The sequence below is a fragment of the Rhodococcus globerulus NBRC 14531 genome (genome assembly GCF_001894805.1).
GTDB classification, from domain to species: Bacteria; Actinomycetota; Actinomycetes; order Mycobacteriales; family Mycobacteriaceae; genus Rhodococcus_F; species Rhodococcus_F globerula.
On record NZ_BCWX01000002.1, the window covers coordinates 176609 to 193331 of the forward strand.

General features: G+C 63.2%; 16 protein-coding genes. 8 read left to right on the forward strand and 8 right to left on the reverse strand.

Features of this window, described 5'->3' with window-relative positions:
* Nucleotides 1-44 precede the first annotated feature (44 nt).
* Both lepA and RG2_RS09415 read left to right on the forward strand, forming a co-directional pair.
* Complete coding sequence (gene lepA, locus RG2_RS09410) at nucleotides 45-1937, forward strand: translation elongation factor 4 (protein ID WP_033232951.1); 1893 nt, start codon at nucleotides 45-47, stop codon at nucleotides 1935-1937.
* A 6-nt stretch (nucleotides 1938-1943) separates the two neighbouring features.
* Nucleotides 1944-2894: an NAD(P)H-dependent flavin oxidoreductase gene (locus RG2_RS09415; RefSeq protein ID WP_033232953.1), complete on the forward strand. Its 951-nt coding sequence runs from the start codon at nucleotides 1944-1946 to the stop codon at nucleotides 2892-2894.
* 21 nt (nucleotides 2895-2915) lie between these two features.
* Here the strand turns inward: RG2_RS09415 and RG2_RS09420 are convergent, their stop codons facing one another.
* Complete coding sequence (locus RG2_RS09420) at nucleotides 2916-4874, reverse strand: glycoside hydrolase family 15 protein (RefSeq protein WP_033233173.1); 1959 nt, start codon at nucleotides 4872-4874, stop codon at nucleotides 2916-2918.
* An 83-nt stretch (nucleotides 4875-4957) separates the two neighbouring features.
* Between RG2_RS09420 and RG2_RS09425 the strand changes: the two genes are divergently transcribed.
* The 6 genes from RG2_RS09425 (at nucleotide 4958) to RG2_RS09445 (ending at nucleotide 9341) form a co-directional block, all read left to right on the forward strand.
* Complete coding sequence (locus RG2_RS09425) at nucleotides 4958-5200, forward strand: hypothetical protein (protein ID WP_033233174.1); 243 nt, start codon at nucleotides 4958-4960, stop codon at nucleotides 5198-5200.
* A 122-nt stretch (nucleotides 5201-5322) separates the two neighbouring features.
* Nucleotides 5323-5412, forward strand: a complete 90-nt coding sequence (locus tag RG2_RS32690) for an Ms4533A family Cys-rich leader peptide (protein ID WP_309599224.1) — start codon at nucleotides 5323-5325, stop codon at nucleotides 5410-5412.
* Nucleotides 5413-5616: 204 nt separating this feature from the next.
* Nucleotides 5617-6648 carry a sulfate ABC transporter substrate-binding protein gene (locus RG2_RS09430; protein WP_033232955.1) on the forward strand — a complete coding sequence of 344 codons (1032 nt, stop codon included), beginning with the start codon at nucleotides 5617-5619 and terminating at the stop codon, nucleotides 6646-6648.
* A gap of 7 nt (nucleotides 6649-6655) precedes the next feature.
* On the forward strand, nucleotides 6656-7501 hold the full coding sequence (gene cysT / locus RG2_RS09435; RefSeq protein ID WP_033232957.1) for a sulfate ABC transporter permease subunit CysT: 846 nt from the start codon (nucleotides 6656-6658) through the stop codon (nucleotides 7499-7501).
* The gene (gene cysW, locus RG2_RS09440; protein WP_033232959.1) at nucleotides 7501-8307 is read left to right on the forward strand and encodes a sulfate ABC transporter permease subunit CysW; all 807 of its coding nucleotides are present in this window, start codon (nucleotides 7501-7503) and stop codon (nucleotides 8305-8307) included. Before cysT ends, cysW begins: the two co-directional genes overlap by 1 nt.
* Nucleotides 8304-9341, forward strand: coding sequence for a sulfate/molybdate ABC transporter ATP-binding protein (locus RG2_RS09445; protein ID WP_033232961.1), 1038 nt, complete (start codon nucleotides 8304-8306; stop codon nucleotides 9339-9341). The genes cysW and RG2_RS09445 overlap by 4 nt, the downstream gene beginning before the upstream one ends.
* 9 nt (nucleotides 9342-9350) lie before the next feature.
* Here the strand turns inward: RG2_RS09445 and RG2_RS09450 are convergent, their stop codons facing one another.
* Genes RG2_RS09450 through RG2_RS09480 form a run of 7 tightly spaced genes read right to left on the reverse strand, consistent with a single transcriptional unit; the run spans nucleotide 9351 to nucleotide 16533 of the window.
* Nucleotides 9351-10247, reverse strand: coding sequence for a universal stress protein (locus tag RG2_RS09450; RefSeq protein WP_033232963.1), 897 nt, complete (start codon nucleotides 10245-10247; stop codon nucleotides 9351-9353).
* Nucleotides 10248-10301: 54 nt separating this feature from the next.
* Nucleotides 10302-11087 carry a DUF998 domain-containing protein gene (locus RG2_RS09455; RefSeq protein ID WP_051730377.1) on the reverse strand — a complete coding sequence of 262 codons (786 nt, stop codon included), beginning with the start codon at nucleotides 11085-11087 and terminating at the stop codon, nucleotides 10302-10304.
* A gap of 24 nt (nucleotides 11088-11111) precedes the next feature.
* Nucleotides 11112-11867 (reverse strand): sirohydrochlorin chelatase, encoded by a 756-nt coding sequence (locus tag RG2_RS09460; protein ID WP_033232965.1) that lies wholly within the window; start codon nucleotides 11865-11867, stop codon nucleotides 11112-11114.
* Nucleotides 11868-11871: 4 nt separating this feature from the next.
* Nucleotides 11872-13158 carry a sulfate adenylyltransferase subunit 1 gene (locus RG2_RS09465; RefSeq protein ID WP_033232967.1) on the reverse strand — a complete coding sequence of 429 codons (1287 nt, stop codon included), beginning with the start codon at nucleotides 13156-13158 and terminating at the stop codon, nucleotides 11872-11874.
* Between the two features lie 2 nt (nucleotides 13159-13160).
* Nucleotides 13161-14096, reverse strand: a complete 936-nt coding sequence (cysD, locus tag RG2_RS09470; protein WP_033233176.1) for a sulfate adenylyltransferase subunit CysD — start codon at nucleotides 14094-14096, stop codon at nucleotides 13161-13163.
* Nucleotides 14093-14806, reverse strand: coding sequence for a phosphoadenylyl-sulfate reductase (locus RG2_RS09475; RefSeq protein ID WP_033232971.1), 714 nt, complete (start codon nucleotides 14804-14806; stop codon nucleotides 14093-14095). The genes cysD and RG2_RS09475 overlap by 4 nt, the downstream gene beginning before the upstream one ends.
* Nucleotides 14803-16533: a nitrite/sulfite reductase gene (locus RG2_RS09480; RefSeq protein WP_033232972.1), complete on the reverse strand. Its 1731-nt coding sequence runs from the start codon at nucleotides 16531-16533 to the stop codon at nucleotides 14803-14805. The genes RG2_RS09475 and RG2_RS09480 overlap by 4 nt, the downstream gene beginning before the upstream one ends.
* Nucleotides 16534-16723: the final 190 nt, after the last annotated feature.

Here is a 16723-nt window from a genome sequence, read left to right on the forward strand (position 1 = left end):
GGAACCGCTGGCGCGGCGGCGGTGAGACTTGGATATCCTAAGGGTTGACAGTGGCCCGGATCCGGGCCGGTGCCGGTCCGATTAAGGGGTCTCCCATCAGCAGCTTCGCCGACAAGACGTTCACGGATCCTGCGCAGATCCGGAACTTCTGCATCATTGCGCACATCGACCACGGTAAGTCGACGCTGGCAGACCGCATGCTGCAGCTCACCGGCGTGGTCGAAGAGCGGGCGATGCGCGCGCAGTATCTGGACCGCATGGACATCGAGCGCGAACGTGGCATCACCATCAAGGCCCAGAATGTGCGCCTGCCCTGGACTGTCAACGGTGAAGAGTTTGTCCTCCACCTCATCGACACCCCCGGCCACGTCGACTTCACGTACGAGGTCTCGCGTGCGCTCGAAGCGTGTGAAGGCGCGATCCTGCTGGTCGACGCAGCTCAGGGCATCGAAGCTCAGACACTGGCCAACCTGTACCTGGCGATGGAGAAGGATCTCAAGATCATTCCCGTCCTCAACAAGATCGACCTCCCGGCTGCCGATCCCGACCGCTATGCCGAGGAAATTGCGCACATCACCGGCTGTGAGCCCGGCGATGTCCTGCGCGTCTCGGGTAAGACCGGCATGGGCGTCAAGGAACTGCTCGACGAAGTAATCGTGCAGATTCCCGCACCCGTCGGTGATGCCGACGGTCCGGCTCGCGCGATGATCTTCGACTCGGTCTACGACGCGTATCGCGGCGTGGTCACGTACGTGCGTGTTGTCGACGGCCGGATCCGTCCGCGCGAGAAGATCACGATGATGTCCACCGGCACCACGCACGAACTGCTCGAGGTCGGCATCATCTCGCCCGAGCCGAAGGCCAGTATCGGCCTGGGTGTCGGCGAGGTGGGCTATCTCATCACGGGTGTGAAGGACGTTCGTCAGTCGCGAGTCGGTGACACTGTCACCACCACGCGCAACGGTGCCACTCAACCGCTCGTCGGCTACCGCGATCCCAAGCCGATGGTCTACTCGGGTCTGTACCCGATGGACGGCTCGGACTACCCCGTGCTGCGCGACGCTTTGGACAAGCTCCGCCTCAACGACGCGGCCCTGGCGTACGAGCCCGAGACATCGGTTGCTCTGGGATTCGGTTTCCGCTGCGGCTTCCTGGGACTGCTGCACATGGAAATCACCCGTGACCGTCTCGAGCGCGAGTTCGGTCTCGAACTGATTTCCACGGCGCCCAACGTCGTGTATCGCGTCGTGATGGAAGACGGGTCCGAGGTCATCGTCACCAACCCGTCGTACTGGCCTGAAGGCAAGGTTCGTGAAGTGTACGAGCCGGTCGCCAAGTGCACCGTCATCGCGCCGAGCGAGTACGTCGGCGCCATCATGGAGCTGTGCCAGTCGCGTCGTGGTGAGCTCGGCGGCATGGACTACCTGTCGGAGACCCGCGTCGAACTGCGCTACGAATTGCCCATGGGCGAGATCATGTTCGACTTCTTCGACGCGCTCAAGTCCCGCACAAAGGGCTACGCCAGCCTCGACTACGAAGAGGCCGGCGAGCAGCAGGCAGACCTGGTGAAGGTCGACATTCTGCTGCAGGGCGAGGCCGTCGACGCGTTCTCCTCGATCGTTCACCGCTCCAATGCCGGCGCCTACGGTGGCCGCATGACATCGAAGCTGCGCGAGCTCATCCCGCGTCAGCAGTTCGAAGTTCCGATCCAGGCCGCGATCGGCGCGAAGATCATCTCGCGCGAGAACATTCGCGCAATCCGCAAGGATGTCCTTGCCAAGTGCTACGGCGGCGACATCAGCCGTAAGCGCAAGCTGCTCGAGAAGCAGAAGGAAGGCAAGAAGCGGATGAAGACCATCGGCCGCGTCGAGGTTCCGCAGGAAGCATTCGTGGCAGCACTGACATCCGAATCGGTCGGCGAGAAGCCCAAGAAGTAGGAGCGCATGATCACCACCTGGTTGTCCCGAGAATTCGGAATCGAGATCCCCGTACTCGGGGCACCCATGGGTGGGCGGGCCGGTGGTGCCCTCGCCGGCGCGGTCTCCGCTGCCGGTGGGCTGGGTCTGCTGGGGGCGGCCAGGTACAACACACCCGAGTGGATCGAGGCCGAAGCCGACGTGGCTCGGTCGATCGGCGGGAAATTCGGTGTCGGGCTCATGACGTGGTCACTGCCCGAGAACGAATTGATGCTCGACACCGCGATCGCGGTCAAACCGACCATGATCACCTTGTCGTTCGGTGATCCCGCCGCCTATGTCGGCCGCATCCACGATGCCGGGATTCCTGTTGTGTCACAGATCAATACGCTCGAGGACCTTCGTATCGTGGAGGCCGCGGGAGTGGACGCCGTCATCGCGCAGGGCGGTGAGGCCGGCGGGCACACCGGCCGCATCGGGACGTTGCCTCTGCTGCAGGAGATCCTCGAAGCAACCTCGCTGCCGGTGCTCGCTGCGGGTGGAGTCGGGACCGGGCGCGGTCTGGCCGCGGTTCTTGCTGCCGGCGCGGAGGGCGTGATGATCGGGACCGCGTTGCTCGCCAGCCCCGAAACTGTCGGCCCGGATTACGCGCGTGATCGCGTCGTCGAAGCTGGGAGTGCGGACACCGTCTACACGTCCGTGTTCGACCGAGCGCGCAGTCAGCCGTGGCCGCAGCGTTGGGGTGGCCGAGCCATCGCCAACGACTTCACGGCAGCGTGGGACGGCGTCGATGCCGATGAGGAAACTCTCGCAAAGGCGTACGACCCGTCCGATCCGAACAACGGCGTCGTGTATGCCGGAGAAGCGGTGGGACTCGTGCATGGAACTCACCCCGCCGGTGACGTGGTTCGGCGGATCGGCGCGGATGCGGAGCGCCACCTATCTGCTGTGCGCCTTTCTTTAACCGCGGGCGGTTGAGAAAGGCGCACAGCAGGGGACTTACGTCGCGTTGTGCGCAGGCTGGAATGCGCCGGCTTCGGCGGCCTCCTCGGCGCGGATCACGTGCACCACGGCGTTGATCAATGCCAGGTGGGTGAACGCCTGCGGGAAGTTTCCGAGATGACGGCCGGTGTGTGCGTCGATCTCCTCGGCGTAGAGCTTGAGCGGGCTGGCAAATCCGAGTAGACGCTCACACAGGTGCTTCGCGCGCTCGAGTTCGCCGATCTCGACCAACGCCGAGACCAACCAGAACGAACAGATGGTGAATGTGCCTTCCTCGCCGCTCAATCCGTCGTCGGTGGTTTCGACGCGGTAGCGCAGAACCAGGCCTTCTTCGGTGAGTTCGTCGGCGATGGCAAGCACGGTTGCCCGGATGCGGGGATCGTCGGCCGGAAGGAAACGCAGGAGCGGCGCGAGAAGCAGCGATGCGTCGAGTGAATTGTGGCCGTATCGCTGGGTGAGCACACCACGAGAGTCGACGCCGTGAGCGAGGATATCCTCTTTGATCTCGTCGGCAATGGCGGACCACTGCTGCGCAAAGCTCTTCTCGCCCTGCATTTCTGCGAGCTTGGCGCCGCGGTCGAGAGCAACCCAGCACATGATCTTCGACGATGTGAAGTGTTGCGGTTCGCCGCGCACTTCCCAGATCCCGCGGTCGGGTTGACGCCAATGCTTGATGGCTTCCTCGACCTGCCGCTTGAGGAGCGGCCACAATGCTTCGGGGACACGCTCACGGGTGCGGATGTGGAGATACACCGAGTCGAGCATGGTGCCCCAGATGTCGTGCTGTTTCTGGTCGAACGCGCCGTTGCCGATCCGTACCGGCCGGGCACCGTCGTAGCCGGACAGGTGGCTCAGTTCGGACTCCTCGAGGGTTCGCTCACCGCCGATGCCGTACATGACTTGCAACGGGTGTGGTTTCCCGTGGTCGGAGCTGGAGACGTCGTAGATGAAGTTGAAGAAATCGTTGGCCTCGCGGTCCAGTCCGAGGGTGTAGAGGCCCCAGAGTGCGAAGGTGGAATCGCGAACCCACGCGTAGCGGTAGTCCCAGTTACGTTCTCCGCCAGGTGTTTCCGGGAGAGATGTCGTGGAGGCGGCAAGGAGGGCGCCGGTGGGGGCATAGGTGAGCCCCTTGAGGGTGAGTGCGCTGCGCTGGAGGTAGGCCCGCCACGGATGGTCCGGGAACTTGCCGATGGTGACCCATTCCCGCCACGATTTTGCGGTCTGCCACATCATCTCGGCGGCTTCGTCGAAGGTCTGCGGCGACGGCAGTTCGGACCACGACAGTGCGACGAACGCGTTGTCGCCCTCGACCAGCCGGGTGCGGGCACGGGCTTCGCGCCCCTCGAGTCCGAGGCGCAGATCGGTGGTGAGGCGCAGTGACGGATGATCGCCGGGCCGCGAGGAATGGCACGTGGCCGTCGCTTCCTCGTACACCTTGCCGGTGTACTCCCAGATTGCGGCACCCCGGTGGTAATCGAAGGCCGGTTCGCAGCTCATTTCGAGTTCGACAGTGCCGCTGACGCACTTCACAGTGCGGAGCAGGATGTGTTCTGCATCCCAGTCGGTGGGTGTGCGCCGATGAGTGCTGGAACGCTTGTCGACGTTGTGCCACGGGCCGAGAACCAACGCGTCGCGCACGACCAGCCATCCCGTCTCCGTCTGCCAGGTGGTCTCGAGAATGAGCCCGCCGGGAAGGTAGCGGCGAGCTGCCGGAACGTTCTGGCCGTACGGGCCGATCCGGAAGTGCCCTGCACTGCGATCCAGGATCGCGCCGAAGACGCTCGGAGAGTCGGGACGCGGGACGCACATCCACTCCACTGATCCGTTCCGGGCGATCAAGCAGGATGTCTCGCAGTCGGACAGAAATGCGTAGTCGTCGATGGGCGGGAAGGTGCTTCGGTGGTGGCCTGCCGTGGTGGAGGGGACGGCCTGCATTACTTCGTCGTCGACACTCATTCGGACATTGTCCGGCCAGATCTGAGGCACGTCCACTCCGCAGCTGTTCGGTGCCCGCGGCGGCGAACGATAGGGTGATGAGCGTGGAGCGAATTGCGGGTTGGTGGGACGGCGTGGAGCTGTGGATTGCCGGCCTTCCCTTCATCCCACAGGTCGTGTTGGTCCTTGCCGTTGTTGTTCCACTGTGTGCCGGCATCGCGATCGGTCTGGATCGTGGATTGTCAGCAGTGTTGTCGTCGCCGGTCTTCGAGTGGCTACGACGCACCCCAGCGGCAATCTCCGAGAAAACCCCCGAGAAATCTTTCAGAGAAGTCGAGGAAAACTGATGCCCCGCTCACGGGTCACTCTTGCACTGATCGCCCTGATCCTTCTTTGTATCGTGGCGTGGCTTCTCACTCGTTAGAGATTCGATTCGAGACCGCCGGAATGCTCTGCTAGAGTCCTCGACGTGTCCGAAGCAGCAGCTCCCCAGATCCGCCACCAGTTGGCGTTGATCGCTGTCGGCATGCTTGACGTCGCTGACGTCGCCTGTTGTTGATTTCCCTGTAGTTCGAATTCCTCGGTGGCGCACGTGCGCCCCGCTCGAACTCTTCTGCGCGTAGTTCGCGCCCCCCGACCATGGGCATCTTAAAGCCCCGTCGGCTCTTCATGTCCGAACATTCCGATGGATTCAGCCCCAGAGGTCTCGGACTTTCACGCTGTGTCAGCCCTTTTCTGTCAGCCCTCTCGGAAGGTATCTGCAATGAAACGCCGTTCCCGCACACTCCTCACTGCTATCGCGACCATGGGGGCCGTGGTACTCACAGCGTGCAGCGGTGGCTCGAGCGATACCGTCGGCGCCGATACGGTTGCCAGCGACGGTAGCGCCGGCACGATCAACCTGTTTGCCTACGCGGTCCCGAAGCCCGGCTTCGACAAGCTGATTCCCGCATTCCAGGCGACGGAAGACGGCAAGAACGTTGCGTTCAACCCGTCGTACGGCGCCTCGGGCGACCAGTCGCGCAAGGTGAAGGACGGCGCGGAAGCCGACTTCGTCAACTTCTCCGTCGAGCCCGACATCACTCGCCTCGTCGACGCGGGCCTGGTGGACAAGAACTGGAATCAGGACGCCTACAACGGAATTCCGTTCGGATCGGTTGTCACCATCGTGACGCGTCCCGGAAACCCGAAGGGCATCAAGGACTGGGACGACCTGCTCCAGCCCGGCCTCGAGGTTGTCACCCCGAACCCGTTCAGTTCGGGCTCGGCCAAGTGGAACCTGTTGGCGCCGTACGCGGCAAAGAGTGACGGCGGCAAGAACCCGCAGGCCGGCCTCGACTACATCACCGCGCTCGTCAACGATCACGTCAAGATCCAGCCGAAGTCGGGCCGCGAAGCATCGGAAGCCTTCTTGCAGGGCAGCGGCGACGTTCTGATCAGCTACGAGAACGAAGCACTGTTCATCGAGGGCAACGGAGATCCGGTCGAGCACGTCACCCCGCCGACGACGTTCAAGATCGAGAATCCGGTCGCTGTGCTGTCGAACAGCAAGGTTCTGGAGCAGGCAACGGCGTTCAAGGATTACCTCTACACCACCGAAGGCCAGAAGCTGTGGGCCGAAGCAGGATTCCGCCCGGTTGATCCCGCGGTTGCCGCCGAGTTCACCGACAAGTTCCCGGAGCCCACGAAGCTGTGGACCATCACGGATCTGGGTGGCTGGAAGACCGTCGACTCCACACTGTTCACCAAGGATACCGGTTCCATCGCCGTAATCTACGACAACGCAACCAAGTAAGACTGCCGTGACCGACACCATTGAACGCACACCCGTGACCCGCAAACCCAAACTCGCGCGGGTCACGGGAAGCGTCGGGCCACTCGGCATCGGCGTGGCCACACTCTGGCTTTCCATCATCGTCCTGCTGCCGCTCGCGGCGCTGACCGTCACCGCTTTCGACGACGGTATCGCCGGGTTCTGGGACGCCATCACCGCACCGGTCGCGCTGGCGTCGTTGCGGGTGACGCTGTTCGCCTCGATCGTCGTGGCGTTGATCAACGTCGTGATGGGCACGATCATCGCGTGGGTGCTTGTGCGAGACGAGTTCCCGGGCAAGCGAATTGTGAACGCGATGATCGACCTGCCGTTTGCGTTGCCGACCATCGTGGCGTCGATTGTTCTGCTGTCGCTGTACGGGCCGCAGTCACCGATCGACATTCACCTCAACGCAACCCAGCCCGGCCTGATCGTCGCGCTGGCATTCGTGACTCTGCCGTTTGTGGTGCGTTCGGTGCAGCCGGTTCTGATGGAGGTCGATCGTGAAGTCGAGGAAGCGGCAGCATCTTTGGGTGCGTCCAACTGGACGATCTTCCGTTCCGTTGTGTTGCCGACGCTGGCTCCTGCCGTGATTTCAGGAGCCGGCCTGGCGTTTGCGCGAGCGATCGGTGAGTACGGTTCGGTGGTTCTCATCGGCGGCAACATTCCGCGCGTGACGCAGGTGACGTCGCAGTACATTCAGCAGCAGATCGAAATCGATCGTCCGACCAATGCTGCTGCGGTGTCGGTGGCCTTGCTGCTCATCGCGTTCGTGACGCTGTTCGTGCTGCGTCTCTTCTCTTCTCGGGGTCAACGACGTGAGGAACGCGGCTGATGAACATTTCCACGAAATCGCGGATCGGACTGCGGTCCGTCGCGCTCCTGTACCTGTTCGTTCTTCTTGTGGTGCCGATCGGTGTGATCTTGACGCGTACGTTCGAGAACGGGATCGGCGCGTTCATCGACTCGATCACGACGCCTGCGGCGATTTCGGCACTGAATCTGTCGCTGCTCATCGTGGTGATCGTGGTACCGATCAACGTGATCTTCGGAATTGTCACCGCACTTGCCTTGGTGCGCGGGCGTTTTCCCGGTCGCGGTGTTTTGCAGTCCGTCGTCGACCTGCCGTTTGCGGTCTCGCCTGTTGTGGTCGGTGTGTCGCTGATCCTGCTGTGGGGCGCAAACGGATGGTTCGGCGGAATCGAGTCCTTGGGATTCAAGGTGATCTTCGGATTGCCTGGCATGGTGCTCGCAACCATCTTCGTCACGTTGCCGTTTGTCGTCCGCGAGGTCGAACCCGTCCTGCACGAGATCGGTGACGAGCAGGAGCAGGCCGCGGCGACGCTGGGGGCTTCGGGGTGGCAGACGTTCTGGCGCATCACGTTGCCCGCGATTCGGTGGGGCTTGACCTATGGAATCGTGTTGACCGTTGCCCGCTCTCTCGGTGAATTCGGGGCTGTCATCATGGTGTCGTCGGGCTTCCCAGGGGTATCCCAGACGTTGACCTTGCTCGTGCATTCGCGATACATCGACGATCACAACACCTTTGGTGCGTATTCGGCAGCTACTCTGCTGATGGGCATCGCCATCATTGTCCTGTTGCTGATGACGCTGCTGGACCGCAAGAGGAGCAACACATGATCACTGTGACCGGGGCGCGTAAGAACTACGGTGACTTCGCGGCGCTCGACGACGTGTCCGTCAACATCCCGTCCGGTTCCCTGACCGCACTGCTCGGGCCGAGTGGCTCCGGCAAGTCGACGCTATTGCGGTCGATCGCGGGTCTCGAGCAACTCGATTCCGGCACCATCACGATTGCGGGAAAGGACGTCACCGGCGTCTCCCCGCAGAAGCGTGACATCGGGTTCGTGTTCCAGCATTACGCCGCGTTCAAGCACATGACGGTTCGCGACAACGTCGCGTTCGGTCTCAAGATCCGTAAGCGTCCGAAGCCGGAGATCGAGAAGAAAGTCAACGAACTTCTGGAGATCGTCGGCCTCGACGGCTTCCAGCATCGTTATCCGGCACAGCTGTCCGGTGGTCAGCGTCAGCGGATGGCATTGGCGCGTGCCCTTGCCGTCGATCCGCAGGTGCTGCTGCTCGACGAGCCTTTTGGCGCGCTGGACGCGAAAGTTCGCGCAGACCTGCGCACCTGGCTCCGCCGGTTGCACGACGAAGTGCATGTCACGACGGTTCTGGTCACCCACGACCAGGAGGAAGCCCTCGATGTCGCGGATCGTATCGCTGTGCTGAACAAGGGACGGATCGAGCAGATCGGTGAACCTGCCGACCTCTACGACCGCCCGGCCAACGATTTTGTGATGTCCTTCCTCGGATCTGTCGCCAAGCTCAACGGCCAGTTGGTGCGCCCGCACGACATCCGGCTCGGCCGCGACCCCAGCATGGCTCTCGCTCAGGAAGCCGGAACCGCAGAATCGCTCGGCGTCACCCGGGCGACGGTCGAACGTGTGGTGTACCTGGGCTTCGAGGTTCGTGTGGACCTGCGCAACGAAGCGACGGGGGAGCTGTTCTCAGCTCAGGTCACGCGCGGAGACAGTGCTGCTCTGCATTTGGAAGCCGGCGAGACGGTGTACGCCCGTGCGACTCGGGTTCCGGACCTTCCGGAAGAGCCGGTGGACTCTCCGACGGTTGTGAGCCTCGTAGGCCAGGTGTGACGCGGTTTCTCACCCCTCGCGGCACACCATCACCGGGCACTGGGCGTGGTGAATGAGGCTCTGACTGGTGGATCCCACGATCGAGGCCATGAACGGGCTTCGACCGTGGCTTCCCACGACAACAAGTTGAGCCTCGGCTGAATGTTCGAGAAGCGCCTTCATCGGTCCACTTCTCTGCACGCTGCGAGTGACCTCGACCTCGGGGTACTTCTCGGTCCAGCCGGCGAGGCATTCGGAGAGCAGCGCGTTCTCGTGCTCCTCGTACGGACCCCAATCGGTGAACCGCCGCGCTTCGGAGTAGCCCCCGAGCGAGGCGTGTTCGTTCCAGGTGTGGACGGCAACGAGGGGCACACCGAGAAACGCCGCAAACTCGAAGGCGTGGCCGGTGGCGAGTTCGCTGAGTTTGCTGCCGTCGATACCGACGACGATGGGCCTGGTGTCGGTGTTGGCGTGATCGCCGCTGCCGCGGAAGACGGTCACCGGGCAATGGGCGCGGTTCACCACTCTGATCGTGTCGGATCCCAGAAACACCGACTGCATCTCGGTGGTTCCGGCTTGTCCGAGTGAGAGGATTCGTGCGGTTTTCGAGAGTTCGACGAGCGCTGCCGCCGTGGTACCGGAGACGAATACACGCTCGATGGTGACGTCGGTGTGGTCGTCACGAATGGCGTTCTCGGCCTCCTCGACCAACTTCGCACCTTCGATACGGACGTGACGATCGAACATCTCTTCGTCGGTCACGGCGCCGCCTTCGCTGAAATCCGGTTGTCCGCGCAGCACATGTGTCAGGCGCAGCGGTTCGTCGAATTTCCGGGCCGCAGACGCCGCCCATCGCGCAGCGTTCACCGCGCCGGGGGAGCCGTCGATTCCGGCCACGATTCCGTGTCGAACAGATGCACTGGTCATGGGAGTCTCCTCGCGTCGCCTCCTTCCAGTGTGTCCCTGCTCGCCTCGGGTTCGCTACACGGAAGCCTTTGCCCGCCGGGCAAGCACGTCGGTGGAGACCGAGGGCAGTGATCGACGTGGCCGCAATGACAGCAGGGCAGTGATGAATCCGTTACCGAGAAGTGTCATGTCGACGTTTTTCAGAACGGTTCTGCGCATCAGGGCGAGGATCGCTGCGACGCCTGTGACGGCCATCCACATGGGAAGCGGGTAGAGCGTGAGACGTTCACCGAGTCCGAAGGTGAGGGTTCGGCCGAGGAGAAGGACAGCACCGACGAGTCCTGTTGCCGCGCAAAGGCCTGACCACACTGCGATCCACCGCTGGTGGTTCCAGAACGAGACGGTGAGAAGCACGAGGACGGCGTGGCGGGCGACAAATCCGGGCAGGACAGCAGTCCAGTGGACGAAGGTTCCGTCGTTGGCGGGGAACATTCCGGTGGCAGCGGTACTCAAGGCCACGACGACTGCCAGTCCCAGTATCCATTTCTTCGTGCGACCGTCCGGAATGTACTTGTGCAGCAACGCTGCTCCGAGAATGGTGAGTGCGCCGAGGATCATGAACGCGGCATTCATCACGTCGTGTAGCGGTGAACACGAATCGGTGCTGCAGGTTGTGACGCCCAGCGAACTGATGGAATCACGCGCAAAACTGTAGGGAGTCTTCCAGGCGCCGGCTGTGAGGATCTCGACCAGTAGATACAGGACGGACAGGACCCAGGCGACGCCGGCGGTGCCGAGACGGAAATTGTGAGTGATCGTCTTGCTCCCAACTGGTTGGTGGAACCAACAGTACGGTAACAATCTGATAACGGCCTGTGAAATTGCTCAGGCGGAGCGAATCAACCGGCCGGGAAGAGTTTCAGCAGCGGCGTTGTATCGGTCGATCATCGTCTCGATCAGCAGGGCGTGGGCACCGATGGTGTCTGCAAAAACCGTGCCGTCGAAAGCGGTAGTTGCGGCAGCACTGAGGCGATCGGTCAGAAGGCCGGGTGCAAGAAACCATGGCGCAACAACTATGCGGTTGGCGCCGCCTTCGCGGAGTGCGGAAATTGCGGCCCCCACGCTGGGCTGCGCCGAGGTGGCAAAACAGACTCGAACACCGGACCACTTCGTTCCGGTAGCGAGGGCGCCGGGAATCTCGGCAGTTGCGGAGTTGGCTTCCGCGTCGGACGAGCCGACCGCGGCAACCGCTACACCCACCGACGGATCGTCGGGATGCGCACCGGCTTCGAGAATTCGCTCCCGCAGCGCCTCGATCAATCGATCGTCACGACCCAGTACCTCGGCTTGGGTCACGGTCAACTGCGGGTGGCGCAGTGTGGCCGCTGCGAGGAGCCCGGGCAGGTCGACGCGGGCGTGGAAAGCGTGGCCCAGCAACATCGGAACAACAACGGCGTGAGTGTGGCCGTCGTGTGCAACACCGTCAAGGACCTGATCGATGGACGGCGCATTGAGATCGAGAAACGCCAGCCGGACATCGAGACCTGGCTGGGCTTCACGAAGAGCCGCCACGGCAGCCGTGATCGCCCGAGCGGAACGGGGATCACGGCTTCCGTGTGCAACAGCAATGAGCGGAACCATCTTCTTAGACGCGCTCGCCCAATTCGACAGCGGAAATGACGTCGCCGACCAGGCCGGCTGCGAGAGTGTTTCCACCAGCGGGATCGATCAACAGGAAGCTGCCCGTGTGGCGGTTGACGGCGTAGTCGTCGGCCACGATCGGCTCGGCTACCCGGATCGAGATCTTGCCGATCTCGTTGAGCTCGAGTGTTTCCGGGCCCTGATCCGTGGTGAGATCCTGCTCGTTGAAGCGCTCCACCAAGCTGCCGACGATGGCCTGCGTCGTGCGTGTGCCGTGCTTGAGCAGCAAGCGTGCACCGGGGCGAAGCGGCTTCTCGGCCAGCCAGCAGACGGTGGCGTCGAATTCGCCGATGGGCTCGGGTGCGTCCGACGGCGACGCGATGGTGTCGCCGCGTGAGACGTCGACGTCGTCGGCCAGGATCAGCGTGACGCTGCGCCCGGCGTGAGCGACATCCAGTTCACCGTCGGCGGTGTCGATCCGGACGACAGTGGTGCGCGTACCCGAAGGCAGGATCACCACTTCGTCTCCTGGCACGACGGAACCGGCAGCAACCTGGCCGGCATATCCGCGGTAGTCGAGGAACTCCGCGGTGCGCGGGCGGATCACGTACTGAACCGGGAATCGCAGGCCGACGCGGTGCGGCTCGGCGTCGACCGGAATCGACTCGAGGTGCTCGATCAGCGTGGGGCCGGTGTAGTACGGGGTCTTGTCCGAGCGGATGGCGACGTTGTCGCCGTGCAGAGCCGACACCGGGATCTCGACGACGTCTTCGCTTGCCCAGCCCAGTGAGCTGGTGAGTTCGTTGAACTCTGCGGAGATCGAGGTGAAGACCTCTTCGGGGTTCTCGACGAGGTCGATCTTGTTCACGGCGAGAACGAGCTTCGGGACACCGAGCAAGGCGAGAACCGCTGCGTGCCTACGAGTCTGCGCGATGACACCCTTGCGGGCATCGACCAGCAGGATCACGAGCTGAGCCGTCGACGCTCCGGAGACCGTGTTGCGGGTGTACTGCACGTGGCCTGGTGTATCGGCCAGCACGAACGTGCGCTTGGGGGTCGCGAAGTAGCGGTACGCCACGTCGATGGTGATGCCCTGCTCACGCTCGGCGCGCAGACCGTCGACCAAGAGCGAGAGGTCGGGGGTATCGAGGCCGCGGTCCACCGACGCGCGGGTCACGGCGTCGATCTGGTCGGCGAGAACGGATTTGGTGTCGTACAACAGGCGGCCCACGAGGGTGGACTTTCCGTCATCGACGCTGCCGGCAGTTGCCAGTCTCAGCAAGTCGCTCATGATCAGAAATAGCCCTCTCGCTTGCGGTCTTCCATGGCCGCTTCGGAAACTCGGTCGTCGCCGCGGGTCGCGCCGCGCTCGGTCAAACGTGATGCCGCAACCTCGGCCAGGATGGCTTCATTGTCGGCTGCATCGGAGAGAACAGCACCGGTGGTCGAACCGTCGCCGACGGTGCGGTAACGCACCGAAAGGGTCTGCAGCTCTTCGCCTTCGGCCGGTCCACCCCAGACGCCGGGGGTCATCCACATGCCGTCGCGCTGGTACACCGGACGCTGGTGTGCGTAGTAGATGCTGGCGAGTTCGACGTTGTCGCGGGCGATGTAGCGCCAGATATCGAGCTCGGTGAAGTTGCTGAGCGGGAAGACGCGGACCTGCTCGCCGGGGGAGTGGCGACCGTTGTACAGGTTCCACAGTTCCGGGCGCTGCTTCTTGGGATCCCACTGGCCGAAAGCGTTGCGCAAGGAGAAGATTCGCTCCTTGGCGCGGGCCCGCTCTTCGTCGCGGCGAGCGCCACCGAAGACGGCGTCGAAGCGGTTCTCGGAGATCGCGTCCAGCAACGGAACGGTCTGCAGCGGGTTGCGGATACCGTCGGGACGCTCGGTGAGGCGACCGTCCGCGATGTACTCCTCGACGCTGGCCACGTGCAGGCGCAGGTTGTACTTCGCCACGACGTGGTCACGGAAGTCGAGGACTTCCTGCAGGTTGTGGCCCGTGTCGACGTGCAGCAGCGTGAATGGCAGCGGTGCAGGCCAGAAGGCCTTGATCGCCAGGTGCAGAAGAACCGTGGAGTCCTTGCCGCCCGAGAACAGGATGACCGGGCGTTCGAACTCGCCGGCCACCTCTCGGAAGATGTGGATCGCTTCGGACTCGAGGGCGTCGAGAGTATCGAACTGTGTGCCGTCGAGCTGAGGACGTGAAAGTGTCAAGTCAACTGTCATGATGCGTGCAACCCGCATTCTGTCTTGGAGGCACCGGCCCAACGACCGCTACGCGGATCGCTGCCGGGGGCTGGCTTGCTGGTGCAGGGCGCGCAGCCGATGGATGGATAGCCCTCGTCGACAAGCGGATTGACGAGGATGGAATGGGTGTCGATGTAGTTCTGCATCTCCTCGTCCGACCACGGAGCGATCGGATTGATCTTGACGAGTCCGAAGCCCTCGTCGAAGGAGATCAGCGGAGCGTTGGCGCGAGTAGGAGCTTCGACGCGGCGGATGCCGGTAACCCAGGCGCTGTAGCCGGACAACGTCTGCTTGAGCGGCGCGACCTTGCGAAGTGCGCAGCAACGGTTGGGATCGCGGGCGAAGAGGTCCTTGCCCTCCGCGATGTCCTGCTCACCGACGCTTGCCAATGCGCGAGCGTTGATGACGTTGACGCCGTACACCTGCTCGACAGCGTCACGCGTGCCGATGGTCTCGGGGAAGTGGTAGCCGGTGTCGAGGAAAAGTACGTCGACGCCCGGATGTACCTGTGCGGCAAGATGAACCAGCACACCGTCCTGCATATTCGATGCAACGATGTACGAGTCGCCGAACGTGTCCTCGGTCCACTGCAACAGTTCCTGCGCGATGGCTCCGTCGAGTTCTACGGCACCGCGTTCGGCGATCGCCCGAAGCTCGTCGACGGTTGCTCGCGAAATGTCCACTGTCATCGCAAATCTCCTTCGTCTGCTCGCACTGCCCATTCGGCGAACCGCTCACCTTCGTTGCGGTTCTTCGCGAACTGACGTACGACGCGGTCGATGTAGTCACCCATCTCGACGCTGGTGACCTTGTGCTGGCGCAGCTTGCGTCCGAAGGCGCTGTCGAATCCGAGGCTGCCTCCCAGGTGAACCTGGAAACCCTCCACTTGATTCCCGTCACCGTCGTCGACGAGCTGGCCCTTGAAGCCGATGTCCGCGACCTGCGAGCGGGCGCACGAGTTGGGGCAGCCGTTGATGTTGATGGTGATCGGCACGTCGAGCTGGCTGTTGATGTCGGCCAGACGCTCTTCGAGTTCCGGAACGAGAACCTGCGAGCGCTTGCGGGTCTCGGCAAACGAGAGCTTGCAGAACTCGATGCCGGAGCAGGCCATCAGGTTCTTGCGCCAGTGCGACGGACGGGCGGGAAGGCCCAGTGCGTCGAGGTCGGCGATCAGCGGCTCGAGCGTGTTGTCTGCAACGTCGAGGATGATGAGCTTCTGGTACGGGGTGAAGCGGATCCGGTCGCTGCCGGCCTTCTCTGCCGCGTCGGCGACCTGCGCCAGGATATCGCCGGACACGCGGCCGGCGATCGGCGCGAAACCGACTGCATTGAGGCCGTTTCGGGTCTTCTGGATGCCGACGTGATCGATCGGGCGCGTGGGCTTCTCCGGTGCGGGACCGTCGATGAGCGGACGCTTCAGGTACTCGGTCTCGAGAACTTCGCGGAACTTCTCGATGCCCCAGTCCTTGATGAGGAACTTGAGCCGGGCCTTCGCGCGCAGACGACGGTAGCCGTAGTCGCGGAAGATCGAGACAACACCTTCCCAGACGTCGGGAACCTCGTCGAGCGGAATCCAGGCGCCGACGCGTTGCGCGAGCATCGGGTTGGTGGACAGTCCGCCGCCGACCCAGAGGTCGAGGCCGGGGCCGTGCTCGGGGTGGTTCACGCCGATGAAGGCGATGTCGTTGATCTCGTGAACAACATCCTGCTGACCGGAGATGGCGGTCTTGAACTTGCGCGGCAGGTTGGAGTACTTGGGGTCGCCGATGTAGCGGCGCACGATCTCGTCGATCGCCGGAGTGGGATCGAGGACTTCGTCGAACGATTCGCCGGCCAGGGGAGAACCGAGGACAACGCGGGGGCAGTCACCGCAGGCTTCGGTGGTCTTGAGTCCGACGTCTTCGAGACGCTTCCAGATCTCCGGGACGTTCTCGATCTCGATCCAGTGGAACTGAACGTTCTCACGGTCGGAGAGGTCTGCGGTGTTGCGGCCGAACTCCTTCGAGATACCGGCGATGGTGCGCAGTTGCTCGACGTTGAGCGCGCCGGCGTCGCAGCGCACTCGCATCATGAAGTACTTGGCCTCGAGGAGATCGAGGTTCTCGTCGCCGGTGAAGGTGCCGTCGTATCCCTGCTCTCGCTGGGTGTAGAGGCCCCACCACCGCATCCGGCCGCGCAGGTCGCTCTTGTCGATGCTGTCGAAACCCTGCTTCGAGTAGATGTTCTCGATGCGCGCTCGCACGTTGAGCGGGTTGTCGTCCTTCTTGGCCTGCTCGTTGGCGTTGAGCGGCTCGCGGTATCCGAGGGCCCACTGACCTTCGGCGCGCTGCTTCGTGGGGCGAGCAGCGCGAGCGGGCCGTGCCTCGGCGGGCGCTGCCGAATCGGCAGTCGGGGCGGCGTCGGTTGTCGACGTCATCGATGAACTCCTGGATCTTCGGCGGTGTTGATCAGGCACGAGGCACGCAAACGCTGCAGCATTGTGACTCTGTCCGATCGGGGTGCACCGGACCGTGTCGAGTGAGGGGGCTGTCCTCGGGCTCGAAAGGCTTGCGGCCGGCAGATGTGCTCACCAAGCAGGCAGCGGAAACGCTGAAGGCTGGGGAAAC